We start from the raw sequence: 26,606 nt of genomic DNA, 5'->3' as shown, positions 1-26,606 counted from the left end.
CGTGACTTATAATTATAGGAGGTGCAAGGTATGTTTGCTATTATCGAAACAGGCGGTAAACAAATTAAAGTAGAAGAAGGTCAAGAGATCTTCGTTGAAAAATTAGATGTTAATGAAGGTGATTCATTCACATTTGATAAAGTATTATTTGTAGGTGGAGATTCAGTTAAAGTTGGTGCTCCAACTGTTGAAGGAGCTACAGTAACTGCTACTGTGAACAAACAAGGTCGCGGTAAAAAAATTACTGTTTTCACTTACAAACGTCGTAAAGATTCAAAACGTAAAAAAGGTCATCGTCAGCCTTATACTAAATTAACAATTGATAAAATCAACGCTTAATTATGATTACTGTTGATATTTCAATTAATGATGAAGGTAAAGTAACAGACGTCATCATGGATGGCCATGCTAATCATGGTGATTATGGCTATGATATTGTTTGTGCAGGGGCTTCAGCTGTTCTTTTTGGAAGTGTGAATGCTATTTTAAGTTTAACTTCTGAAAATCCGGATATTGATTATGATGATGACGGTGGTCATTTTCACATTAGATCAGTAGACACTAACAATGAGCAAGCACAATTAATTCTTCAAGCAATGCTTGTGTCTTTACAAACGATTGAAGATGAATATAATGAAAATATAAGATTAAATTATAAGTGAGGTGTATCCCGATGTTAAAATTAAACTTACAATTCTTCGCATCTAAAAAAGGGGTAAGTTCTACAAAAAACGGTCGTGACTCAGAATCAAAACGTTTAGGTGCTAAACGTGCAGACGGTCAATTCGTAACAGGTGGCTCAATTTTATATCGTCAACGCGGTACTAAAATTTATGCTGGTGAAAATGTAGGTCGTGGTGGCGATGATACATTATTCGCTAAAATCGACGGCGTTGTTCGTTTCGAACGTAAAGGTCGCGACAAAAAACAAGTTTCTGTATATGCAGTAGCTGAATAATTTTTGTCTAATTAACACCAGAAGTGAAGACTTCTGGTGTTTTATTTTTGTTTAAAAATGATTATAATAGAATCTAACGTTTTAGAGTTAATGATATAATATTAGCGATGAATTAATAAAATATATAAAAAGAGGTGAGATATATGTTTGTCGATCAAGTAAAAATATCTCTAAAAGCAGGCGATGGAGGTAATGGTATTACTGCTTATCGTAGGGAAAAATATGTACCATTTGGTGGCCCTGCTGGTGGCGATGGAGGTAAAGGTGCTTCAGTCATTTTTGAAGTTGATGAAGGTTTAAGAACACTTTTAGACTTTAGATTTCAACGTCATTTTAAGGCTAAAAAAGGTGAAAATGGTCAAAGTAGTAATATGCATGGTAAAAATGCGGAAGACTTAGTTTTAAAAGTGCCTCCTGGTACCATTATTAAAAGTGTAGAAACTGAAGAAGTTTTAGCAGATTTAGTTGAAGAAGGTCAACGTGCAGTTATTGCTCGTGGAGGTCGTGGAGGTCGTGGAAATTCACGTTTTGCAACCCCTCGAAATCCAGCTCCAGACTTTAGTGAAAATGGAGAACCTGGAGAAGAACTAGATGTTACCTTAGAATTAAAGCTACTTGCTGATGTGGGACTCGTTGGATTCCCAAGTGTAGGGAAATCAACATTGTTATCTATTGTATCTAAGGCAAAACCTAAAATTGGAGCTTATCATTTTACAACAATTAAACCAAATTTAGGTGTGGTTTCAACACCTGATCATAGAAGTTTTGTGATGGCGGATTTACCAGGTTTAATTGAAGGAGCTTCAGAAGGAGTCGGTTTAGGTCATCAATTTTTACGTCATGTTGAAAGAACAAAAGTTATTGTTCATATGATAGATATGAGTGGTTCTGAAGGAAGAAATCCACTTGAAGATTATCAAATCATCAATAATGAACTGATAAATTATAAACAAAGATTAGAAGATAGACCTCAAATTATAGTGGCAAATAAAATGGATATACCGGAATCAAACGATAACCTAGAATTATTTAAAAAAGAAATTGATGAAGATGTAACTATTGTTCCAGTTTCTACAATTACAAGAGATAATATTGATCAATTACTATATACAATTGCTGATAAATTAGAAGAAGTAAAAGATATTGATTTTAGTGTAGAAGAAGACGAAGATGCAGGTGTTAATCGCGTATTATATAAACATACACCATCTCAAGATAAATTTACGATTACAAGAGATGATGATGGTGCCTATGTAGTAAGCGGTAATGCAATCGAACGCATGTTTAAAATGACAGACTTTAATAGTGATCCAGCAGTAAGACGTTTTGCACGTCAAATGCGCTCTATGGGTATTGATGATGCATTAAGAGAACGTGGATGTAGTAATGGTGATATTGTTAGAATACTTGGGGGAGAATTTGAATTCGTCGAATAGGAGGGCTTTTTAGTGGACAGCAAAGATTATAAAAAGTTTTATTTAATACGTGAAGACGTTTTACCAGAATCAGTGGTTAAAACGCTTAAAATTAAAGACGCTTTAAAAAATGATGCCACACTGTCCATTTATGAAGCAGTTAAGCAGTTTAATCTATCAAGAAGTGCTTTTTATAAATATAGAGATACTATTTTTCCTGTAGATGAAAAGATTTTTGAACACCGTGAATTCACCTTAATTCTCTATGTTAATGATATAGTAGGAATGCTTGCTCAAGTATTACAAACTATTTCAAAATTAGCGTTATCCGTTTTAACTATTCATCAAAGTGTTCCAATGGAAGAAAAAGCAACGATTACACTCTCTTTGAGTGCAAAAGATCAATCATTATCAATAGAAAAGGTCATGGGCACTTTGAGAAATATTCAACATGTTTATAAAGTTGAATTAATTAGTATGAGTATGTAAGGAAGGTATCTATGTACGCTTATATAAAAGGACATTTATCTCAATTGTTTCCAACACATATTGTTGTAGAAACGTCTAATGGTATCGGTTATGAAATTCAAACTCCAAATTCATATCGATTTCAAAAATATTTAAATCAAGAATGTAAAGTCTTTACTTCACTGATTGTAAGAGAAGACGCACAATTATTATATGGTTTTATTAGCGAAGAAGAAAAAGAGATGTTCTTAAGCTTAATAAAAGTTACAGGTATAGGCCCTAAATCAGCTTTAGCTATTCTAGCAACAAGTACACCTAACGAAGTTAAACGTGCAATTGAAAATGAAAATGATACTTATCTAACTAAATTTCCTGGTATAGGTAAAAAGACTGCACGACAAATTGTATTAGATTTAAAAGGTAAAGTTAAGATTACAGAAGAGACTAGTGAGACCTTATTACAGGTTGAGGGACAAGTTGAAGAAAATGACAATATAATTAAGGAAGCGTTATTAGCGCTTGCAGCTTTAGGATACTCTAAGAGAGAGCTTTCTAAAGTTGAGAAAGTGCTTAATAAAACATCCATCCACTCTGTTGATGAAGCAGTTAAGATTGGTTTAAAAACGCTTATATCTTAATATTATGAACGATAACTGGGGGGATAAATATGGATGATAGAATGGTAGATCAATCATTACACAATGAAGAATCTTCTTTTGAATTCTCACTCAGACCAACTAAATTAAAACAATATATTGGGCAATCATCAATAAAGAATAATTTAGAAGTTTTTATAAAAGCGGCTAAACTAAGGGATGAGCCATTAGATCATGTATTACTTTTTGGTCCTCCAGGATTAGGTAAAACAACACTTTCAAATATTATTGCTAATGAAATGGAAGTCAATATAAGAACTGTATCTGGTCCATCATTAGAGCGACCCGGAGATTTAGCGGCAATTTTATCAGGTTTACAGCCTGGAGATGTTTTATTTATTGATGAAATCCATCGCTTAAGTAGTGTAGTAGAAGAAGTTTTATACTCTGCTATGGAAGATTTTTTCTTAGATATTATTATCGGTAAAGGTGATGAAGCACGTAGTATACGTATTGATTTACCACCTTTTACTCTAGTAGGCGCGACAACACGTGCTGGAAGTCTAACAGGCCCTTTAAGAGATCGATTTGGTGTTCATTTAAGATTAGAGTACTATTCGGAATCAGATTTAAAAGAAATCATTATTCGAACTGCTGAAGTATTAGGTACAAAAATTGATGATGAAAGTGCAGTTGAGCTTGCTAAGCGTTCAAGAGGAACACCTCGTGTTGCAAATCGACTACTAAAAAGAGTAAGAGATTTTCAACAAGTAAATGAAGATGAACAAATTTATATCGAAACAACAAAGCAAGCTCTAAACTTATTACAAGTGGATGATGAAGGCTTAGATTACATTGATCATAAAATGATGAATTGTATTATTAATCAATATAATGGAGGTCCTGTGGGACTGGATACGATAGCAGTGTCAATTGGAGAAGAACGTATTACAATCGAAGATGTCTATGAACCCTTTTTAATACAAAAAGGATTTATAGAACGAACACCAAGAGGTAGAAAAGCGACACCATTTGCCTATGAACATTTCAAAAAAATTAAAGAATGAGGGAATAATATGAACGTTGAGGAGTTTGATTATCATTTACCTGAATCATTGATTGCTCAGACACCTTTAAAAAATAGAGATCAAAGTAGATTACTTGTGCTAGGTAGAAAGACCGGAAATATTGCACATAAACACTTTACAGATATTATGGATTATTTTGAACCTGGAGATACATTAGTATTAAATGATACACGTGTTATGCCAGCACGTTTATTCGGTTTAAAAGAAGAAACAGGTGCAAAGGTAGAAATGTTAATGCTTACTAGAATAGAGGACAATGACTGGGAAGTATTATTAAAACCAGCAAAACGTATTAAAGTAGGTAATACTTTATCATTTGGTAACGGCAAAATCATTGCTGAATGTATAAAAGAATTAGAACAAGGTGGGCGCATTATGCGTTTACATTATGAAGGTATTTTAGAAGAACGCTTAGATGAGTTAGGTGAAATGCCTTTACCACCTTATATTAAAGAACGTTTAGATGATCCGGATAGATATCAAACTGTGTATGCTAAAGAAAATGGTTCCGCTGCAGCGCCTACTGCAGGGTTACATTTTACAGATGAGCTTTTACAGAAAATAAAAGACAAAGGTGTCAATATTGCATTTATTACACTACATGTTGGCCTAGGTACCTTTAGACCAGTAAGTGTGGAGGATATTGATGATCATGAAATGCATAGTGAGTACTATCAAATGACTAAAGAAACGGCAGATATGCTGAATAAAACTAAAGAAAATGGGCATAGAATTATTTCTGTAGGTACGACGTCTACTAGAACGTTAGAAACAATTCGTCGTGATCATGAACAATTTGTCGCTACAAGTGGTTGGACAGATATATTTATTTATCCAGGGTTTGAATATAAAGCAATTGATGGGTTAATTACTAATTTTCATTTACCCAAATCAACATTAGTGATGTTAGTCTCTGCTTTTAGTAGTCGTGAATACATTTTGAATGCTTATAAAGAAGCGGTAAAACTTAAATATAGATTCTTTAGTTTTGGAGATGCAATGTTAATAATTTAATGAATGAGAGGTACAGATTATGCCAGCAGTAACTTATGAGCACATTAAAACATGTAAGCAATCAGGTGCACGTTTAGGGATTGTTCATACACCCCATGGCTCATTTGAAACACCCATGTTTATGCCAGTAGGTACGAAAGCAACAGTTAAAACAATGAGTCCAGAAGAGTTAAGACAAATTGAAGCTAGAATTATATTAGGAAATACGTATCATTTGTGGTTACAACCTGGAAATGATATTATCAAACAAGCTGGGGGCTTACATAAGTTCATGAATTGGGATGGCCCTATTCTTACAGATTCTGGTGGTTTCCAAGTGTTTAGTTTGAGTAATCTTAGAAAAATATCAGAAGAGGGTGTCGAATTTAGACATCATACAAATGGCTCTAAGTTGTTTTTAAGTCCAGAAAAATCAATGCAAATTCAAAATGACTTAGGTTCAGATATTATGATGGCATTTGATGAGTGTCCGCCTATGCCTGCCGAATATAAATACGTAAAAGATTCAATTGAACGTACAACAAGATGGGCTAAACGATGTCTTGAAGCACATCAACGTCCAGAGGACCAAGCATTATTTGGTATTATACAAGGTGGAGAGTACAAAGACTTAAGAGAACAAAGTGCTAAAGAACTTGTATCATTGGATTTTCCTGGATATGCTATTGGTGGTTTATCTGTAGGTGAACCAAAACCAGTGATGTACGATATGGTTGAACATACGGTTCAATTTATGCCAGAAGACAAACCAAGATACTTAATGGGAGTAGGATCACCTGATGCATTAATAGAATGTAGCATTCGCGGTATGGATATGTTTGATTGTGTGTTGCCAACACGCATAGCTAGAAATGGAACATGCATGACATCTCAAGGACGATTGGTTATAAAAAATGCTAAATATGCAGATGATTTTAGTCCTATAGATGCGAATTGTGATTGCTATACTTGTAAGAATTATACACGTGCATATATTAGACATCTAATTAAAGCAGAGGAAACGTTTGGTATCCGTCTTACTACTATTCATAATTTACATTTTCTGCTAAAATTAATGGAAGATATTAGACAGGCCATTCGAGAAGATCGTTTATTAGATTTTAAAGAAGAATTTTTCGAACAATATGGGCTAAATGTAGAGAACCCTAAAAACTTTTAATAAGGAGAACAATATAATGAATGTTTCAGCATTAATCTTGCCTATAATTTTAATTATAGTATTTTATTTCTTTTTAATTAGACCGCAACAAAAACGTGCGAAAGAACATCGTGAAATGATTAGTCGTATCGAAGCAGGTCAAAAAATTACAACTATTGGTGGAATCAAAGGAACTGTTAAAGCTGTGGATGAAACAGCAGTTGTAATCACAGTAAATGGTCATGGTACTGAAATGACATTTGAAAAACCTGCGATTAAACAAGTTGACCCATCATAAATTATAATAACAAGACATTCCAGACAACAAATTGTCGTGGAATGTTTTTTTATTAACTAGCTATCGTGATTACACTAATAAAAAGGTTATGTTAAGATAGATAAGTCTTGTCACATAGATGTAATCTTTAATTCACTTGCACATGGTTTATTAAAAGATTATTCTAATTACATAATTAAATAATGAGGTGTTCATGTGAAAAAAACAAGTAGAATAATTGCATTCATACTCATTGTAGCGCTACTATTTGTAGGTATGGGCTTTACATATAAGAATGTAGTTAAGAATGTAAATCTAGGTTTGGATTTACAAGGTGGTTTTGAAGTATTATATCAAGTTAAACCACTTGGCGGTGATGGTAAAATCGATGATAAGGCTTTACAATCTACTGCTCAAACTTTAGAAAATCGTGTTAATGTATTAGGCGTATCTGAGCCTCATATTCAAGTTGAAGACCCTGATAGAATTAGGGTACAGCTCGCAGGGGTAAAAAATCCTGATGAAGCTCGGAAAATTTTGTCTTCACAAGCAAATCTGACTATACGTGATGCTAATGATCATGTTAAATTAACAGGTAAAGATATTGTACAAGGTTCTGCAAAACAAGAATTTAAACAAGGTACAAACGAACCTGCAGTCACTTTTAAATTAAAAGACCGCGCGAAATTTAAAAAAGTTACAGAAGAAATTTCTAAAAAACAAGAAAACATGATGGTAGTGTGGTTAGATTATAAAAAAGGTGATAGCTATCATAAAGAGTTGGATAAACCTGAAGATAAACGGAAATACGTTTCAGCCGCTTCGGTGGATCAACCTATTAATTCAGACAGTGTAGAAATTTCAGGTGGCTTCCAGGGTCAACAAGGCGTAGAACGTGCTAAGCAAATTGCAGAATTGTTAAATGCAGGTTCATTACCAGTTGATTTAAAAGAAGTTTATTCTAATTCTGTAGGTGCACAATTTGGTCAAGATGCATTAGATAAAACAATCTTTGCATCAATGATTGGTGTTGCAATTATCTATTTATTTATGGTAGGTTTTTACAGATTACCAGGTATTGTGGCAGTGATTACTTTAACAGTATATGTTTATTTAACATTAGTAGCATTTAACTTTATTTCAGGTGTACTTACATTACCAGGTTTAGCTGCCTTAGTATTAGGTGTAGGTATGGCTGTAGATGCAAATATCATCATGTATGAACGGATTAAAGATGAACTGAGAGTAGGACGAACGCTTAAACAGGCTTATTCTAAAGCAAATAAAAGTTCTTTCTTGACGATTTTTGATTCAAACTTAACAACTGTTATAGCAGCAGCAGTGTTATTCTTCTTTGGTCAAAGTTCAGTTAAAGGATTTGCTACGATGTTATTATTAGGTATTTTAATGATATTCATCACAGCTGTCTTCTTATCAAGAGGACTATTATCACTTTTAGTTTCTTCTAATTACTTTAAGAAGAAATATTGGATGTTTGGTGTAAATAAAAATAATCGCCATGATATCAATGAAGGTGTAGATGTTCATGATTTAAAAACAGCTTTTGAAAAATGGAATTTTGTTAAATTAGCAAAACCATTAATTGGAGTAAGTATTTTAATTTTAGTAATTGGTATAATTATTCTAAGTATATTTAAACTTAACTTAGGTATTGATTTCTCATCTGGTACAAGAGTAGATCTTGATTCTGATACGAAGTTATCTCAAACTAAAGTTGAACGTACGATAAAAGATGTTGGTTTGACACCTGATCAAATTCAAATTAATGGTAATGATAATAAACAAGCAACAGTTCAATTTAAAAATGATTTATCTAAAGATGAAACTTTGAAACTTAATAAAGTTATTAATGATCAATATGGTCATAAACCGACAGTGAACACAGTTTCTCCAATGATTGGTCAAGAGTTAGCTAAAAATGCAATGAAAGCATTAATTTATGCAGCTATTGGTATTATTATCTATGTTTCATTAAGATTCGAATGGAGAATGGGGCTTTCTGCTGTCTTAGCATTACTTCATGATGTATTTATTATCGTTGCTTTATTCAGTTTATTAAGACTTGAAGTAGATATTACGTTTATCGCTGCAATCTTAACGATTGTAGGTTATTCAATAAATGATACAATTGTTACTTTCGACCGTGTAAGAGAAAATCTTCATAAAATCAAAGTAATAACAGACCCTCATCAAATTGATGATATTGTTAACCGATCTATTAGACAAACAATGACTCGTTCTATTAATACAGTTCTTACAGTCGTTGTAGTAGTTATCGCCATACTTATCTTTGGTGCATCAAGTCTGTTTAACTTCTCATTAGCATTACTTATTGGATTATTATCTGGTGTATTCTCTTCTATCTTTATTGCAGTTCCACTATGGGGCATTATGAAGAAACATCAGTTGAAAAAATCTGAGAACGGTAAGCTTGTAGTTTATAAAGAGAAAAAATCAAATGATGAAAAAATCTTAGTATAATTAAATACATGATATAAAATTAGTGGAAGAAACAAAAGAATTCTAATTGAATTCAGTGTTTCTTCCTCTTTTTATTTATTCTTTTTTTAGGTATAATTGCTTGTGGAAAAAGGAAGGATAACTTTATGATTCAATCTAAATATAAATGGCTTTATGAAGCACCTAAACAAGATATATCGTCTGAGATTATTAAGGAATTTAATTTATCTCCTATTGTAAGAAAGATTTTAGAAAGTAAATCGATTACACAGTATGATGAGATAAATACATTAATTAATGGTACAAATAAAAAGCATGATTCATGGCTAATGAGTGATATGCGAAAAGCTGTTGATCGAATTAATTTAGCGATTGATAAACATGAAAGAATATTAGTATATGGAGACTATGATGCTGATGGAGTAACATCTACAACGATATTAGTTCAAACACTGCAAAAATTGGGCGCTGAAGTCGGTTGGTATATTCCTAATCGATTTAGTGAAGGTTATGGTCCAAATAAATATGCCTTTCAAAATGCTTACAATGAAGGCGTATCTCTTATTATTACAGTTGATAATGGAATACAAGGTCATGAAGAAATTGAAATGGTACAAGCATTGGGAGTCGATGTAATTGTTACAGACCATCATGAAATAGGCCGTACATTACCAAAAGCATATGCCATTATTCATCCTATGCATCCAGAATTTGAATATCCATTTAAATATTTATGTGGAGCTGGTGTCGCATATAAATTATCGCAATGTTTAATAGATCATCCTCCAGAATATTTCATAGCGCTTGCAACTATTGGGACGATTGCAGATTTAGTGTCACTGACTGATGAAAACAGAACGATTGTTCAAGAAGGTCTTAAATATTTAAATCAATCTTGTCCATTTCAAATTCAATCATTATTAAATCAAGCAGGATTTAATGATGAAATAGATGAAGAAACAATTGGTTTCATTATTGGACCTCGTTTAAATGCGGTAGGTAGATTAGAAGATGCGTCATTAGCAGCGGAATTGCTGATGGCAGAAGATTCTGAAGAGGCGAATTTTTTAGCTGAACAAGTAGAAGCTTTTAACATTGAACGTAAAGATATTGTAGCTCAAATAACAGAAGAAGCACTATTGATGGCTAATGAAAAAGTTGAAAATGGCGACAAATTTTTACTTTTAGCTAAAGAAGGATGGCATGAGGGAGTATTAGGTATTGTGGCTTCAAAAATTGTAGAAACTTATGCTTTACCCACTCTTATTTTAAATATAGATTTAGAACAACGTCATGCAAAAGGTTCAGCTAGAAGTATTGAACAAGTGTCTATGTTCGAAATTTTAAGTGCACATCAAGACTTGATATCTAAATTTGGTGGTCATCATATGGCAGCTGGAATGACGATGGAGATTGATAATATTGATGCATTATCAAAAGGATTAAATGAATGGATGGTTCAGCTTTCTAAACATACTTCTTTAGAACCAACAAAACATATTACGACTAAACTTTCAGAAGATGAAATTACTGTATCAAATATTCATGATATTAAAATACTGAAACCGTTTGGTACTGATTTTGAAAAACCTTTATTTGAATTGGATGATACAGAAGTTAATGACGTTAAAGCGATTGGAAAAGATAAAAATCATTTAAAATTAGTAACTGGTCAAGCTAAATTACAACATTTATTTTGGAAAAATGGTGATTTAATGACACAAATAGAATTAGGCCAACCTGTCAATATCATAGGACATTTACAAATAAATGAGTGGAATAACAATCAGACACCTCAAATGATTATACAAGATTTAGCGACTCAAAATGAGCAAATATTAGATTATAGAAGTAAACGTAAACAACTTAATATTGATACGTCATCTAATAATGTTGCTTTTGTCATTCATTCTAAAAAAGAGAAGCTAGGTGAGAATTATTTCCACTATGGTGAAATAATTGATTCATCATATAATACGATTGTGTTTCGTGATTTACCAACTGATTTAGATAGTGTTACACAATCTCTAAAACATTTAGAATACTCACAACTCTATTTAGTATTACACCATCAACATTCAATTTATTTCGAGGGGTTACCGAGTGATCATCTATTTAAACAAAGTTATAAGGCGCTATTTACTAAGAAAGAAATGAACTTAGAAAAAGAAGGGTTACAATTATGTCAATACTTAAATATTAAGCCAAATACTTTAAAGTTTATTTTAAAAGTATTTCTTGACCTAAGTTTTATTTACGAAGAAAATGGTATAATTAAAATAAATGATAATCCAAGTAAACAATCTATTGAGTCGAGTCAAGTATATAAATCGAGACAGTCAAGAATTGAAGTTGAAAAATTAATGCTTTATGATGACTTTTCACATCTTAAGAATTGGATTAAAGCTCAAAAAGCGTAACGCATAGGAGGAAATTTTTAAATGGATTTAAAGCAATACGTATCTGAAGTACAAGACTGGCCTAAACCAGGTGTTAGTTTCAAAGATATTACAACTATTATGGACAATGGTGAAGCATACGGTTATGCAACTGATCAAATTGTAAAGTATGCAAAAGATCGTAACGTTGATATTGTGGTAGGCCCTGAAGCAAGAGGATTTATTATTGGCTGTCCAGTTGCGTACTCAATGGGAATTGGATTTGCACCTGTAAGAAAAGAAGGAAAATTACCACGTGAAGTTATTCGCTATGAATACGACTTAGAATATGGGACAAATGTTTTAACAATGCATAAAGATGCAATTAAACCAGGACAACGTGTTTTAATCACTGATGATTTATTAGCGACAGGTGGAACAATCGAAGCGGCTATTAAATTAGTAGAAGAATTAGGTGGTATTGTTGTTGGAATAGCTTTTATTATTGAGTTAAAATATTTAAATGGTATGGAAAAAATTAAAGACTATGATGTCATGAGTTTAATTTCATACGATGAATAGTCATTAATTTAGTAACTAGATTAATATATATTAAAGCGAGTGTAGGAATTCAGATTGAATACTATCTCGCTTTTTTTATTATCGTTGCATCATCATTAATCTAATCACATTTATTTATTTAAAAACTTGTAGTATTATATAACTATTATTTAAACCAAAGTTAATCTTTTAGAGATTTTAATACTTTTGTTAAAATTACATTAATACTCACGCATCTTTAATTAATAGGAGTGGTACTCGGATTAATTAAGTAATGAAAAGAAATTTCTTGATTTTCAATGATTCGGTTATCGGTAGAGTATTTGAAATATTAAAAAGTCGGGGTGTCATATATTGAATAACGAGTATCCATATAGTGCTGATGAAGTACTAAATAAAGCTAAATCCTATTTATCAGCAGATGATTATCAATATGTTTTAAAAAGTTATCATATTGCTTATGAAGCACATCAAGGACAGTTTCGAAAAAATGGGCTACCTTATATCATGCATCCAATTCAAGTAGCAGGTATATTAACAGAAATGCGCTTAGATGGACCAACAATTGTAGCTGGCTTTTTACATGATGTGATAGAGGATACACCATATACATTTGAAGACGTAAAGAATATGTTTAATGAAGAAATTGCACGAATTGTAGATGGTGTAACTAAGTTAAAAAAAGTTAAATACCGTTCTAAAGAGGAACAACAAGCTGAAAATCATAGAAAGTTATTTATTGCGATAGCTAAGGATGTTCGTGTCATATTAGTTAAATTAGCTGACCGCTTACATAATATGAGAACGTTAAAAGCAATGGCTAGAGAAAAACAAATTCGTATTTCAAAAGAAACATTAGAAATCTATGCACCTTTAGCGCATCGTCTAGGTATTAATACCATTAAATGGGAATTGGAAGATATTGCGTTACGTTATATTGATAGTGTACAGTATTTTAGAATTGTTAATTTAATGAAGAAAAAACGTAGTGAACGTGAAGCATATATTCAAAATGCTATGGATAAAATTCAAACTGAAATGAATAAAATGAATATCCAAGGTGAAATAAGCGGTCGCCCTAAACATATTTACAGTATTTATCGTAAGATGGTAAAACAAAAAAAACAATTTGATCAAATATTTGATTTATTAGCTATACGAGTGATTGTGAATTCAATTAATGATTGTTATGCTATTTTAGGCTTGGTTCATACATTATGGAAACCGATGCCAGGTCGTTTTAAAGATTATATCGCTATGCCAAAGCAAAATATGTATCAATCATTACACACTACTGTTGTTGGACCTAATGGTGATCCTTTAGAGATTCAAATTCGAACATTTGAAATGCACGAAATTGCTGAGCATGGGGTGGCAGCGCATTGGGCATATAAAGAAGGGAAAACAATAAATTCTAAAACACAAGATTTCCAAAATAAACTTAACTGGTTAAAAGAACTTGCAGAAACTGACCATACATCTTCAGATGCACAAGAATTTATGGAATCACTTAAATATGATTTACAAAGTGATAAAGTATATGCGTTTACGCCTGCAAGTGATGTGATTGAATTACCTTATGGCGCAGTCCCTATTGATTTTGCTTATGCCATCCATAGCGAAGTGGGTAATAAAATGATTGGCGCAAAAGTCAATGGTAAAATTGTGCCTATTGATTATATGCTTAAGACAGGCGATATTATTGAAATTCGCACAAGTAAACATTCATATGGTCCAAGTAGAGATTGGTTGAAAATTGTTAAATCATCTGGAGCAAAAAGTAAGATAAAAAGTTTCTTTAAAAAGCAAGATCGTTCTTCTAATATAGAAAAAGGTAAATTTATGGTAGAAGCGGAAATTAAAGAACAAGGTTATCGAGTTGATGAGATTCTAACAGAAAAAAATATTGAAGTCGTTAACGAAAAATATCATTTTGCCAATGATGACGATTTATATGCTGCAGTAGGTTTTGGTGGTGTTACTGCTTTACAAGTAGTGAATAAATTAACGGAAAGACAGCGTATACAAGATAAACAAAAAGCATTAAATGAAGCACAAGAAGTCATTAAAACGTCACCAATTAAAGAAGATATCATTACTGATAGTGGGGTTTATGTCGAAGGATTAGAGAATGTTTTAATCAAATTATCTAAATGTTGTAATCCAATTCCTGGTGATGATATTGTTGGATATATCACTAAAGGACATGGTATTAAAGTTCATAGATCAGATTGCCCAAATATTAAAAATGAAAACGAGAGATTAATTAATGTCGAATGGGTTAAATCAAAAGATTCAACACAACGTTATCAAGTAGATTTAGAAGTCAATGCATATGATCGAAATGGGTTACTCAATGAAGTGATTCAAGCCGTAAATTCAACCGTAGGAAGTATTATTAAAATGAATGCACGATCTGATATTGACAAAAATGCAATCATTACAATTAGTGTTATGGTTAAAAATGTAAATGATGTATTTCGTGTAGTTGAAAAACTTAAACAATTGAGTGATATTTATACAGTTTCTAGAGTATGGAATTAAAAGAGGTGCTAAGATATGAAAATAGTTGTACAAAGAGTAAAACGAGCATCTGTCACTAATAAATTTATTCATAACCAAATTGAAAAAGGTTATTGTTTATTAGTAGGTGTTGGGAAAAATTCGACGGAATCTGATATAGAAGTATTAGCGAAGAAAATTGTTAATGCACGTTTGTTTGAAGATGATAACGGAAAATTAAATTTAAATATTCAACAAATTAATGGTGCGATTTTATCTATTTCTCAATTTACACTTTATGCAGAAGTTAAAAAAGGTAATAGACCAGGTTTCTCACAATCCATGCGACCTGAAGATGCCAAAATATTATACGATAAGTTTAACTCTGAACTTCAAAAGTATGATATTGATGTTCAAACTGGTGAATTTGGGACAGATATGGAAGTAGAAATTATTAATGATGGTCCCGTAACGATTATATATGAAAGTCAGGATGGCAAAGTAATATGAATAAATTAGATACATGGTTAACCAAACATGATCTAAAAAATATGTTGACGTTAGTAGTAGTGTTATTATTTATTCTTTTTATAATATTATTATTTTTGTTTATGAATCATAATGATCAAGATAGTAATAGACTAACAATAACAGAAGATGCTGAAATAAGAACAGGACCTAATGCAGGATATCCGGTGATATATAAAGTTGAAAAAGGAGATAGTTTTAAAAAATTAAAGACGTCAGGAAAATGGATTGAAGTCCAAAATGCTAAAGGAGATGAAAAAGGATGGGTTGCTGGTTGGCATACGAGTTTGAATATTAAAGCTGATGTCAGTAAACAGGAAAATCCTTTTAAGAATAAAACTGTGGTGCTTGATCCTGGTCATGGAGGGAGTGATCAGGGAGCCTCAAGTTCCACGGCTCTTAAATCTCTCGAAAAAAACTATACTTTGAAAACAGCACTTGAATTAAAACGTGCATTAGAAAAAGCAGGAGCGCATGTTAAATTGACGAGAACAGATGATAGTTATGTAAGCTTAGATAATAGAAAAGCGACAGGTGATGTATTTATAAGTATTCATAATGATTCATTAGATAGTCATAATGCTAATGGCGCTACTGTATATTGGTATCAAAATAGTCAAGAAACATTAGCAGAAGTATTAAATGCGAATATTCAAAAAAAGTCATTACTTTCTAATCGTGGTGTGCGTCAACAAAATTATCAAGTTTTAAGACAAACGAATAAACCAGCTGTGTTACTTGAATTGGGCTATATAAGTAATCCTACCGATGAAAAAATGATTAGAAATCAATTACATAGACAGGTTGTAGAAGAAGCGGTTGTAGATGGATTAAAACAATATTTTGCTTCATAATACTTGCAAACTTTTCCTAAAATCGGTATCATAATCAGTGAACTTTATAAATAATACCGTTTGTATTCTTGAAAAGACTAATGAAATAGTGAACAATCATATTGATTGTGAAGAGAAGTAATCCTAGGCTGAAAGATTACACTAGTACATTGGTATCTTTGAACACAAGAAAAGGTGCTTTGATAAAATAAAGCCGGTTTGCGTACGTTACACGTGATGAGTGGAGAATATTTTTATTCTCAATTAGGGTGGCAACACGGCATATCGTCCCTTATATAGCATGAAGCTATATAAGGGACTTTTTTATTAAAGAAATTTAATAGTTAACAACAATTTAGAAGGAGTGATTGTATGATTAAGATTCCTAGAGGAACGCAAGATATTTTACCTCAAGAGTCTGCAAAATGGCGATATATTGAAAATAAATTAGATGAATTAATGAAATTATACAATTATAAAGAGATACGTACACCAATATTTGAAAGTACTGACTTATTTGCAAGAGGTGTAGGAGATTCTACTGATGTCGTTCAAAAAGAGATGTATACGTTTAAAGACAAAGGCGATAGAAGTATTACATTAAGACCTGAAGGAACTGCAGCAGTCGTGCGATCATATATTGAAAATAAAATGCAAGGTGAACCTAATCAACCTATTAAGCTCTACTATAACGGACCAATGTTTAGATACGAACGAAAACAAAAAGGACGTTATCGACAATTTAATCAATTTGGTGTAGAAGCAATAGGAGCAGAAAATCCAAGTATTGATGCAGAAGTATTAGCAATGGTAATGCATATATATGAATCATTTGGTTTAAAACATTTAAAGTTAGTGATTAATAGTATAGGAGATCAAGCATCTCGTAAAGAATATAACGAAGCATTAATTAAGCATTTTGAACCTGTCATTGATACATTCTGTAATGATTGTCAATCACGTTTGCATACAAATCCAATGAGAATCTTAGATTGTAAGGTTGATAGAGACAAAGAAGCAGTGAAACATGCTCCAAGAATTACAGATTACTTAAATGATGAATCAAAGGCATATTATGAAGCAGTTAAACATCATTTAGATCAACTAGGTATCAATTATGTTGAAGATCCTAATTTAGTGCGTGGACTTGATTATTATACTCATACGGCATTTGAACTCATGATGGATAATCCAAATTATGACGGTGCTATTACTACACTATGTGGTGGAGGTCGTTATAATGGACTTCTTGAGTTATTAGATGGTCCTAAGCAAACAGGAATAGGTTTTGCCCTTAGTATTGAACGATTACTTCTTGCACTTGAAGAAGAAGACATAGAATTGAATGTGGATGAAGATTTCGATTTATTTGTCGTAACGATGGGTGAAAAAGCAGAAGAATATAGCGTGAAACTTTTAAATGATTTAAGAAAACATGGCGTGAAAGCTGATAAAGATTACTTAAATCGAAAAATTAAGGGACAAATGAAACAAGCTGATCGTTTAAATGCTAAATATACGATTGTAATAGGTGACCAAGAGCTAGACAATAATAAAATTGATGTTAAAGAAATGTCTACTGGTGAAACAAAAACAATTCAATTAGATGAAGTAGTTAGTTTCTTTAATAAAGAAAAGGAGAATAAATAATGGGTAAAAGAACAACATATTGTGGTTTAGTAACTGAAGAATTATTAGGTCAGAAAGTAACACTAAAAGGTTGGGTTCATAACCGACGCGATTTAGGTGGCCTTATTTTTGTTGATTTACGTGATAGAGAGGGAATTGTACAAATTGTATTTAATCCAGATTTTTCAAAAGAAGCTCTATCTATTGCTGAAACTGTAAGATCAGAATATGTAGTCGAAGTTGAAGGTTCAGTAACTAAAAGAGACCCAGAAACAGTTAATCCAAAAATTAAAACGGGTCAAGTAGAAGTTCAAGTATCTAATATTCGTATAATTAATAAATCAGCGACGCCTCCATTTTCAATTAATGAAGAAAATCAAAGTGTTGATGAAAATATTCGTCTTAAATATCGCTATTTAGATTTAAGACGACCAGAATTAGCTCAAACATTTAAAATGAGACATCAAACGACTCGATCAATTCGTCAATACCTTGATAATAATGGTTTCTTTGATATTGAAACACCCGTATTAACAAAATCTACACCAGAAGGTGCGAGGGACTATTTAGTGCCATCTCGTGTACATGAAGGCGAATTTTACGCTTTACCACAATCACCACAGTTATTTAAACAATTATTGATGATTAGTGGTTTTGATAAATACTATCAAATTGTAAAATGTTTCCGTGATGAGGATTTACGTGCTGATCGTCAACCTGAATTCACACAAGTAGATATCGAAATGAGTTTTGTTGATCAAGAAGATATTATTCAAATGGGCGAGGAAATGCTTTCTAAAGTTGTAAAAGATGTAAAAGGTATTGATATTCAAACACCATTCCCTCGTATGACATATGATGAAGCAATGAAACGATATGGTTCTGATAAACCAGATACACGTTTTGGTATGGAATTGCAAGATGTGTCCCAATTAGGAAAAGAAATGGATTTCAAAGTGTTTAAAGATACTGTAGAACACGGCGGAGAAGTTAAAGCAATCGTTGCTGAAGGTGCTGCAGATAACTATACACGTAAAGATATGGATGGATTAACAGAATTTGTAAATATCTATGGTGCTAAGGGTCTAGCTTGGGTGAAAGTTGTAGATGAAGGCTTAAGTGGTCCGATAGCAAGATTCTTTGAAGAAGAGAATGTTAACACATTAAAAGAATTAACAGGTGCTAAACCTGGAGATTTAGTAATGTTTGTTGCAGATAAGCCAAATGTTGTTGCACAAAGTTTAGGTGCACTTCGAATTAAAATTGCAAAAGAATTAAAATTAATTGATGAATCAAAATTAAACTTCTTATGGGTAACAGATTGGCCTTTATTAGAATATGATGAAGATGCTAAACGTTATGTTGCTGCGCATCATCCGTTTACATCACCTAAAGAAGAAGATATTGCTAAACTAGATTCTGAACCTGAAAAAGTTCAAGCAAATGCTTATGACGTTGTATTAAATGGATACGAATTAGGCGGTGGATCAATCAGAATATCTGATGGAGAATTACAAGAAAAAATGTTTGAAGTTTTAGGATTTACTAAAGAACAAGCTAGAGAGCAATTTGGTTTCTTATTAGATGCCTTTAAATACGGCGCACCACCACATGGAGGCATCGCTTTAGGTCTAGATAGACTAGTTATGTTACTCACAAATAGAACTAATTTACGTGATACTATCGCTTTCCCTAAAACTGCTTCTGCAACTTGCTTATTAACGGATGCACCAAGTGAAGTATCAGATAAACAATTAGAAGAATTATCATTAAGAATTCGTCATTAATCTTCATTTTTAAAATAGAATAATTTAGTGCTAAATTGGGACGGGAATTGAGTTTCTGTTCCAATTTTTATATACACTAACTTAAATTTTAAATAACAATAATTATATTATGTAAACTTATATATTTAAAAATATTTTAAAAATAAACATCCTCATACAATATTTAAGGATTTATTTAATAAGCTCTTTATGATAAAATATGTCTATAAGATAGTCATCTGTGTTGTTCGTATGTTTGCTTTTTATTTGGGCCTAACACTTTTTGATCAGGGAGTCCAATAGGTTTTCTTGCAGCGCACACGCCTCATTTGGAGGACTTGCAAAACAAGAAACAGGGCACCCACCTGTATATAGCAGGCCGAATGATCAAGCTTTTTATAACTACGGCAACTACGGACTCTATCGGTACGTAAGGCTTTAGGCCTTACGTATTTTTTTTTGCTTTTTTCTGTTAATATAGTATTAATATTTGCTAAGTAAAGGAGTTAATTATGAAACATCAATTTTCTAGAAATGAATTAGCCTATGGACAAGAAGGACTAGATTTACTAAAAGACAAGACAGTAGCGGTCTTAGGGGTAGGTGGAGTTGGTTCATTTGCTGCTGAAGCTTTAGCAAGAACTAACATTGGTCACATTATTCTTATTGATAAAGATGACGTAGATATCACTAATGTAAACCGTCAAATTCATGCATTAACTACTACCATAGGTCAAAGTAAAGTAACATTAATGGAAGAACGAATTAAACTCATCAATCCAAATTGTAAAGTTACACCTCTTCACATGTTTTATACTGAAGAGACATATGAAGATATTTTTAATAATTACAATATTGATTATTTTATCGATGCAAGTGACACGATTATATACAAAGTTCATTTAATGAAAGAATGTTTAGATAGAGGAATCAAGTTGATTTCAAGTATGGGCGCTGCGAATAAAATAGATCCAACACGTTTCAAAATTGCTGATATTTCAAAAACATATATGGATCCAATGGCAAAAATTATTCGTAACAAGTTGAAAAAACTTGGAATAAAAAAAGGTGTTCCTGTTGTTTTTTCAGATGAGAGTCCAATAGTTATTCGTGAAGATGTTAAGAAAACTGTTGGAGATGCAAATGCAATAAATCGAAAAGGTCAAATGCCTCCATCATCGAATGCATTTGTACCAAGCACAGTAGGTTTAATTTGTGCAAGTTATGTCGTAAATGATATTTTAAAAGATATTCCTGTACGTAGAATTAAAGATAAAGGTAATAACTAACAAAAAACCTATGGAAGAGATGAATGAAGTATTATCATCTTTTCCATAGGTTTTATTAGTTTTTATGATTTAAATTATCATACACTATTTTAAATTGTTGTTCACTTTTAGAAGTTGTTTTTGGTTCATAATATATTTTATTTTTTAAAGCGTCAGGTAAATATTGCTGTTTAATATAACCATTCTCATAATCATGAGGATATTTATAACCGATAGATCGGCCTAAGTCTTTTGCTCCTTGATAGTGACCATCACGTAGGTGATTAGGTATTTGACCAACTTTGCCTTTTCTGATATCACTTAATGCACTATCAATTGCTTTTATAGCTGAATTAGACTTAGGAGATAGTGATAATTCAATTACTGCTTGACTTAGAGGAATTCGTGCTTCAGGCAATCCGAGTCGTTCAGCTGATTGAATAGCTGCTAGTGTTCTTTGACCAGCACTTGGAGAAGCTAAGCCAATATCTTCATAACTAATGACGAGTAAACGTCGTACGATTGTTGGAAGATCACCTGCTTCGATTAGTCTCGCCAAATAATGTAAAGCAGCATTAACGTCACTTCCACGAATAGACTTTTGAAATGCACTCATGACATCATAATGCATGTCACCATCTTTATCACTGATAAAAGCACCTTTTTGTAAACAATCTTTAGCATCTTCTAAAGTAACATGACGTTGATTATTGGAAACTTTAGCACTTAATACTGCTAATTCCAAAGCATTTAAAGCGCTTCTTACATCACCATGACTTTGAGTAGAGAAATATTTTAGTGCATCTTCATCAATTTTTGGTTGATACGATTTTAAACCATTTTGATCATCATTTAATGCTCTAGTTAATGCTTGATATACATCCTTTTCATCAAGTGGATATAATTCAAAAATTTGTACACGTGAGCGAATCGCTGGATTAATTGCATGATAAGGGTTAGAAGTTGTAGCACCAATTAAAATGATTTTACCATTTTCTAAATGTGGTAATAAAAAATCCTGTTTTGCTTTATCTAAGCGGTGAATCTCATCTAATAATAAAATGACTTGTCCTGACATTTTAGCTTCTTCAACTATCATTTGCATATCTTTTTTTGTATTCGTTACTGCATTTAATTGTCTAAATTTATATTCAGTACTGCCAGCAATGGCTTTAGCAATACTAGTTTTTCCAATTCCAGGAGGTCCATAAAAAATCATAGAAGATAATTTTTTAGTTTCTACCATACGTCTTATAATGCCTCTTGGACCAACTAGATGTTGTTGTGAAATAATTTCATTTATATTTGTAGGCCTCATTCTTGAAGCTAAAGGTTCTGTATTCAATTTTTTCACACCTTTCTATTACTATATTAACTGAAAAAATGATAGAATGGGACTATATTATTCGAATTAAGTGAGGTAAAACTATGAAAATATCAACGAAAGGGAGATATGGGTTAACTTTAATGATTTCCCTAGCAAAAAGAGAGGGGCAAGGGTGTGTATCATTAAAAACAATTGCTGAAGAAAATCATTTAAGTGATTTATATTTAGAACAACTCGTGGGTCCTTTAAGAAATGCTGGATTAATTCGAAGTATTCGTGGCGCTAAGGGTGGATATCAATTAAGAGTCCCATCTGAAGAAATTTCAGCTGGCGATATTATTCGCTTATTAGAAGGACCTATTACTATTGTAGAAAGTATAGATTCTGAACCACCAGCACAAAAAGAATTATGGTTGCGAATGAGAGATGCTGTTAGAGAAGTTTTAGATAATACAACATTAAAATATTTAGCTGATTTTGTAGAATCAGATAACGATTTAGATGGTTATATGTTTTACATTTAAAAATTTAAATTTATTATGTTTAAAACTTTTTTGCTGTGGTATTGGATTAATATAAGTAAAAATTATTTATTAAAAATTAAATGCTTAAATTCGAAAGGAGAATTTCAACATGGGATTCATGGATAAAGCAAAAGATGCAGCAGAGAAATTTAAAAATAGCGATAACGAACAAGTAAATAAAGTAAAAGATAAAATTAATGAATATACTGGCGGAAATAATGACAGTAAAGACGACAAAAAAGACAATAAATAATTAAAATTGTGAGTGGTGATTTTGATCATCACTCTTTTTTTATGAAAAATTTAAAACCTGTTGACAATTTATTTATATTCAACAGGTTTTAATCAATATTATTTATTTAATTTTTGAATGACTCGTTTAAAACGCTCATATGATTCAAATTGTCTATCTTGGTCATAAATATAGCTTACGACCATTATTTCATCAATATCACCATATTCCTCTAAAAATGCTTCTAATTTAGCTTTCACTGTTTCTTCAGAACCAATAAGAGAATCATCAAATCTTTGTTTTGCCATTTCATACTCTCTAGGTGTTAAAAGACCTTTTAAATCATCAGTTGGTGGTTGAACTGGTTGCATTCTTCCTCGAGCAATACTAATGAATACTTGTGCTAAAGAACTAGCTAAATATTCTGCTTCTTTATCAGTTTCTGTCACTATAGCATTTAAACATACAATCATATATGGTTTATCTAATGCTTCAGATGGTTCAAATAAGTCGTGATAAATTTCAATTGCTTCTTTCATTTGCTGTGGTGCAAAATGACCTGCAAAAACATAGGGTAGACCTTTTCTAGCTGCTAAATGTGCAGAGTCAGTTGATGATCCGAGTATATACAACGGTACATTTTTATCTACTGCAGGATAAGCCCTTACATAAGCTTGTTTATTTCCTGGACCAAAATAAGTTTGTAATTGTTCTACTTCTTCAGGGAAAGCATACACACCATTATGTTGATCTCGTCTCAATGCACTTGCTGTCATCATATCAGTACCAGGTGCTCTACCTAATCCTAAATCTACACGATTGGGATAAATGGTTTCTAAGGTACCAAATTGCTCAGCAACAACTAAAGGTGCATGGTTTGGAAGCATGATGCCACCTGAACCAACTTTAATATTATGAGTATGTTCAAGCGTATGTTGTATTAACAATGATGTAGCTGAGCTTACTAAATTAGGTGCATTATGATGTTCTGCAATCCAATAACGCTCATAATCTAATTCATCTAATTTCTGAGCTAAAGTCACCATATCATTAATTGCATCTTTATCAGTTTGACCTTCTCGTATAGGAACTAAATTTAATGCAGAAAATTTTATATCAGACATAGACTATTTCTCCTTTTTATCTTTATTATCTAATAGTTTAACAACTTAAAACGATTACAGTTATTAAATTGCTCATACTTAAAATAATTATTGAAAGAAAAATAGTTAATATATTAATTCATAAACAAGAAGGTAGAAAATTTTAGAATGAGGTGCTATTATAGGAACATTGATAATATTGTGAGGAGTGTACTTAATAATGGAAGTATATGCAGATTATGCTGCAACTACACCAGTCAAACCAGAAGTTATAGAAGCAATGATGGATATATATCAATCGCACTACGGCAATCCATCTTCTATTCACACAGTAGGTAGAGATGCTAGACGTTATTTAGATGAATCTAGAAGAAATGTAGCTCAATTACTAGGTGCTAAACCAAGCGAAGTCATTTTTACTAGTGGTGCTACAGAATCAAATAATACTGCTATTAAAGGTTTAGTCTATGCTAATGAGCATTTAGGTAATCATATTATTACTACAAAAATTGAACATCATTCTGTATTACACGTATTCGAGCAACTAGAAAAAGAAGGATATGAAGTCACATATTTAGATGTAGATGATACAGGTAAAGTTGATTTGGATCAATTGGAAGAAGCCTTAACAGATGATACTATCTTAGTATCTATTATGTTTGTCAATAATGAAGTGGGCACAGTAGAACCTATTTACGATATCGAAAACATTGTTTCTAATTCAAATGCTCTATTACATGTGGATGCAGTCCAAGCAATTAGCCATTTAGATATTAAATTTAGTGAGTTTAATATTGATACCATGAGTATTACTGCTCATAAATTTGGTGGACCTAAAGGTGTAGGTATTTTATTAGTAAAAAACAATACACCAATCGAGTATTCTCAATTAGGCGGGGAACAAGAAACTAAACGCCGTGCTGGAACGGAAAGTGTTCCACAAATAGTTGGAATGACAAAAGCTCTAGAAATAGCTACTAAAAATCGAGATCAAAATAATATTCATTTAATGCAATTAAAAGAACTATTTTTAGTAAGTTTGCAAGAACGTGCAATTCCATTTGAAGTCAATGGTTCAATGGTAGAAACGACTGGCCATATACTTAATTTATATTTTCCATTTATAGATGTAGAAACAATGTTAACTTTATTGGATTTAGCAAATATTTATGTTTCGTCTGGTTCTGCATGTACAGCTGGTTCAACAACTCCGTCACATGTACTTGCTGCTATGTATGAAGATGAAGATCGTGCAAAACATTCAGTTAGATTTAGTTTTAATGAACTCACAACCGAACAAGATATAAAATATATTGTTGCTGAAATTCATAAAATATATCATAAATTTAAGGAGGAATAGAACTTGTCAAATAAAGATATACGTGTTGTAGTTGGTATGTCTGGAGGTGTAGATAGTTCAGTCACAGCATATCTTTTAAAGGAACAAGGATATGATGTCATTGGTATCTTCATGAAAAACTGGGACGACACAGATGAAAATGGTGTATGTACAGCTACAGAAGATTATAATGATGTCATAGCTGTATGTAATCAAATTGGTATACCATATTATGCTGTGAATTTTGAAAAAGAATATTGGGATAAAGTATTCACATATTTCTTAGATGAATATAAAAAAGGTCGTACCCCTAACCCAGACGTCATGTGTAATAAAGAAATTAAATTTAAAGCATTTTTAGAACATGTATTAAAATTAGGAGCCAATTATGTGGCTACTGGTCATTATGCACGAATCCATCGACATGAAGATGGTCGCGTAGAAATGTTACGTGGGGTAGATGATAATAAGGATCAAACATACTTTTTAAATCAATTATCTCAAGAACAATTATCTAAAGTCATGTTTCCAATTGGAGACATAGAAAAAAAAGAAGTTCGTAAAATCGCTGAAGAACAAGACTTAGCAACAGCTAAGAAAAAAGATTCTACAGGTATTTGCTTTATTGGGGAACGTAATTTTAAATCATTCCTTTCTCAATATTTACCGGCACAATCTGGTGAAATGAGAACACTCAATGGTAAAAAAATGGGCATACACAGTGGTTTAATGTATTATACTATTGGCCAACGTCATGGACTAGGTATTGGTGGAGATGGAGATCCATGGTTTGTTGTTGGTAAAAATCTTGAAGATAATATTTTATATGTCGAGCAAGGCTTCCATCATGATGCATTATATAGTGATTATTTAATTGCTTCCGACGCATCATTTGTTAATCCAGTTGATTTAGAAAATGGATTTGAATGTACTGCTAAATTTAGATATCGTCAAAAAGACACTAAAGTATTTGTTCAAAAAGAAGATGAACAATCTATTCGAGTTACTTTCGACGAACCTGTTCGAGCTATTACACCAGGCCAAGCAGTGGTATTCTATAATGGAGAAGTTTGTTTAGGTGGCGCTACTATAGACGATGTATATAAAACAACAGGTCAACTTAGCTATGTTGTTTAATTTTTAGTAAACCGTTAACTCATTGTAAATGAGAATTAGCGGTT

At 32.1% G+C, this 26,606-nt stretch carries 25 protein-coding genes, 1 other RNA gene and 1 other annotated feature (1 of these 27 cut by a window edge); of the genes, 24 read left to right on the top strand and 2 right to left on the bottom strand.

The genetic code is table 11. The annotated features are described in order from the left end of the window. Positions 1–17 (top strand) — a sequence feature (ribosomal protein L21 leader region) (it extends 67 nt beyond the left edge of the window). Positions 18–30: 13 nt separating this feature from the next. The 20 genes from rplU to NR218_RS00680 all read left to right on the top strand — a co-directional run bounded on the left by rplU (position 31) and on the right by NR218_RS00680 (position 20,921). Then, complete coding sequence (gene rplU, locus NR218_RS00775) at positions 31–339, top strand: 50S ribosomal protein L21 (RefSeq protein WP_002448968.1); 309 nt, start codon at positions 31–33, stop codon at positions 337–339. A 2-nt stretch (positions 340–341) separates the two neighbouring features. Beyond that, positions 342–662, top strand: a complete 321-nt coding sequence (locus tag NR218_RS00770) for a ribosomal-processing cysteine protease Prp (protein WP_017176156.1) — start codon at positions 342–344, stop codon at positions 660–662. A gap of 11 nt (positions 663–673) precedes the next feature. Then, positions 674–958, top strand: coding sequence for a 50S ribosomal protein L27 (gene rpmA / locus NR218_RS00765; protein WP_002449010.1), 285 nt, complete (start codon positions 674–676; stop codon positions 956–958). A 143-nt stretch (positions 959–1,101) separates the two neighbouring features. Beyond that, the gene (gene obgE, locus NR218_RS00760) at positions 1,102–2,394 is read left to right on the top strand and encodes a GTPase ObgE (RefSeq protein ID WP_019835431.1); all 1,293 of its coding nucleotides are present in this window, start codon (positions 1,102–1,104) and stop codon (positions 2,392–2,394) included. A 12-nt stretch (positions 2,395–2,406) separates the two neighbouring features. After that, on the top strand, positions 2,407–2,862 hold the full coding sequence (locus tag NR218_RS00755; protein ID WP_017176158.1) for an ACT domain-containing protein: 456 nt from the start codon (positions 2,407–2,409) through the stop codon (positions 2,860–2,862). Positions 2,863–2,873: 11 nt separating this feature from the next. Next, a complete protein-coding gene (ruvA, locus tag NR218_RS00750) occupies positions 2,874–3,479 on the top strand; it encodes a Holliday junction branch migration protein RuvA (RefSeq protein WP_017176159.1) in 606 nt (201 codons plus the stop codon). A gap of 29 nt (positions 3,480–3,508) precedes the next feature. Beyond that, on the top strand, positions 3,509–4,504 hold the full coding sequence (gene ruvB / locus NR218_RS00745) for a Holliday junction branch migration DNA helicase RuvB (RefSeq protein WP_017176160.1): 996 nt from the start codon (positions 3,509–3,511) through the stop codon (positions 4,502–4,504). A gap of 9 nt (positions 4,505–4,513) precedes the next feature. Beyond that, entirely contained in the window at positions 4,514–5,539 is a 1,026-nt protein-coding gene (queA, locus tag NR218_RS00740) for a tRNA preQ1(34) S-adenosylmethionine ribosyltransferase-isomerase QueA (RefSeq protein ID WP_017176161.1), read from the top strand. Positions 5,540–5,558: 19 nt separating this feature from the next. Then, positions 5,559–6,698 (top strand): tRNA guanosine(34) transglycosylase Tgt, encoded by a 1,140-nt coding sequence (tgt, locus tag NR218_RS00735; protein ID WP_017176162.1) that lies wholly within the window; start codon positions 5,559–5,561, stop codon positions 6,696–6,698. A 16-nt stretch (positions 6,699–6,714) separates the two neighbouring features. After that, complete coding sequence (yajC, locus tag NR218_RS00730) at positions 6,715–6,975, top strand: preprotein translocase subunit YajC (protein ID WP_002448938.1); 261 nt, start codon at positions 6,715–6,717, stop codon at positions 6,973–6,975. Positions 6,976–7,170: 195 nt separating this feature from the next. Further along, positions 7,171–9,456, top strand: a complete 2,286-nt coding sequence (secDF, locus tag NR218_RS00725) for a protein translocase subunit SecDF (protein ID WP_235063058.1) — start codon at positions 7,171–7,173, stop codon at positions 9,454–9,456. Positions 9,457–9,581: 125 nt separating this feature from the next. Next, on the top strand, positions 9,582–11,855 hold the full coding sequence (gene recJ, locus NR218_RS00720; RefSeq protein WP_265883190.1) for a single-stranded-DNA-specific exonuclease RecJ: 2,274 nt from the start codon (positions 9,582–9,584) through the stop codon (positions 11,853–11,855). 21 nt (positions 11,856–11,876) lie between these two features. Further along, on the top strand, positions 11,877–12,395 hold the full coding sequence (locus tag NR218_RS00715) for an adenine phosphoribosyltransferase (protein WP_019835427.1): 519 nt from the start codon (positions 11,877–11,879) through the stop codon (positions 12,393–12,395). A 333-nt stretch (positions 12,396–12,728) separates the two neighbouring features. After that, positions 12,729–14,918 carry a RelA/SpoT family protein gene (locus tag NR218_RS00710; RefSeq protein ID WP_017176166.1) on the top strand — a complete coding sequence of 730 codons (2,190 nt, stop codon included), beginning with the start codon at positions 12,729–12,731 and terminating at the stop codon, positions 14,916–14,918. 15 nt (positions 14,919–14,933) lie between these two features. Beyond that, positions 14,934–15,386, top strand: coding sequence for a D-aminoacyl-tRNA deacylase (gene dtd, locus NR218_RS00705; RefSeq protein WP_049414958.1), 453 nt, complete (start codon positions 14,934–14,936; stop codon positions 15,384–15,386). Further along, the gene (locus NR218_RS00700) at positions 15,383–16,258 is read left to right on the top strand and encodes an N-acetylmuramoyl-L-alanine amidase (RefSeq protein ID WP_017176168.1); all 876 of its coding nucleotides are present in this window, start codon (positions 15,383–15,385) and stop codon (positions 16,256–16,258) included. Before dtd ends, NR218_RS00700 begins: the two co-directional genes overlap by 4 nt. 351 nt (positions 16,259–16,609) lie before the next feature. Next, positions 16,610–17,887 carry a histidine--tRNA ligase gene (gene hisS / locus NR218_RS00695; RefSeq protein ID WP_017176169.1) on the top strand — a complete coding sequence of 426 codons (1,278 nt, stop codon included), beginning with the start codon at positions 16,610–16,612 and terminating at the stop codon, positions 17,885–17,887. After that, positions 17,887–19,653, top strand: a complete 1,767-nt coding sequence (aspS, locus tag NR218_RS00690; protein ID WP_017176170.1) for an aspartate--tRNA ligase — start codon at positions 17,887–17,889, stop codon at positions 19,651–19,653. The genes hisS and aspS overlap by 1 nt, the downstream gene beginning before the upstream one ends. A gap of 212 nt (positions 19,654–19,865) precedes the next feature. Continuing rightward, positions 19,866–20,056, top strand: a non-coding RNA gene (gene ssrS, locus NR218_RS00685) — 6S RNA. An 88-nt stretch (positions 20,057–20,144) separates the two neighbouring features. Beyond that, positions 20,145–20,921, top strand: a complete 777-nt coding sequence (locus NR218_RS00680; RefSeq protein WP_002455249.1) for a ThiF family adenylyltransferase — start codon at positions 20,145–20,147, stop codon at positions 20,919–20,921. Positions 20,922–20,976: 55 nt separating this feature from the next. Here the strand turns inward: NR218_RS00680 and NR218_RS00675 are convergent, their stop codons facing one another. Further along, entirely contained in the window at positions 20,977–22,245 is a 1,269-nt protein-coding gene (locus NR218_RS00675; protein ID WP_017176171.1) for a replication-associated recombination protein A, read from the bottom strand. 83 nt (positions 22,246–22,328) lie between these two features. Between NR218_RS00675 and cymR the strand changes: the two genes are divergently transcribed. Both cymR and NR218_RS00665 read left to right on the top strand, forming a co-directional pair. Further along, entirely contained in the window at positions 22,329–22,751 is a 423-nt protein-coding gene (cymR, locus tag NR218_RS00670) for a cysteine metabolism transcriptional regulator CymR (protein WP_002448977.1), read from the top strand. Between the two features lie 109 nt (positions 22,752–22,860). Continuing rightward, positions 22,861–23,004 (top strand): SAS049 family protein, encoded by a 144-nt coding sequence (locus NR218_RS00665; RefSeq protein ID WP_017176172.1) that lies wholly within the window; start codon positions 22,861–22,863, stop codon positions 23,002–23,004. A gap of 98 nt (positions 23,005–23,102) precedes the next feature. Here NR218_RS00665 and NR218_RS00660 read toward each other — a convergent pair whose 3' ends face one another. Continuing rightward, positions 23,103–24,107: an LLM class flavin-dependent oxidoreductase gene (locus tag NR218_RS00660; RefSeq protein WP_019835424.1), complete on the bottom strand. Its 1,005-nt coding sequence runs from the start codon at positions 24,105–24,107 to the stop codon at positions 23,103–23,105. Between the two features lie 199 nt (positions 24,108–24,306). On the opposite strand from NR218_RS00660, the gene NR218_RS00655 reads away from it, so the two are divergent. Next, complete coding sequence (locus NR218_RS00655) at positions 24,307–25,446, top strand: cysteine desulfurase family protein (RefSeq protein ID WP_017176174.1); 1,140 nt, start codon at positions 24,307–24,309, stop codon at positions 25,444–25,446. Positions 25,447–25,449: 3 nt separating this feature from the next. Beyond that, complete coding sequence (gene mnmA, locus NR218_RS00650) at positions 25,450–26,562, top strand: tRNA 2-thiouridine(34) synthase MnmA (RefSeq protein ID WP_265883189.1); 1,113 nt, start codon at positions 25,450–25,452, stop codon at positions 26,560–26,562. The last annotated feature ends 44 nt before the right edge of the window (positions 26,563–26,606 follow it).

This window comes from Staphylococcus sp. SUC_1.2 (genome assembly GCF_026222585.1).
The sequence above is the reverse complement of the archived record's forward strand: the minus strand, read 5'-3'. Positions and strand labels throughout refer to the sequence as shown.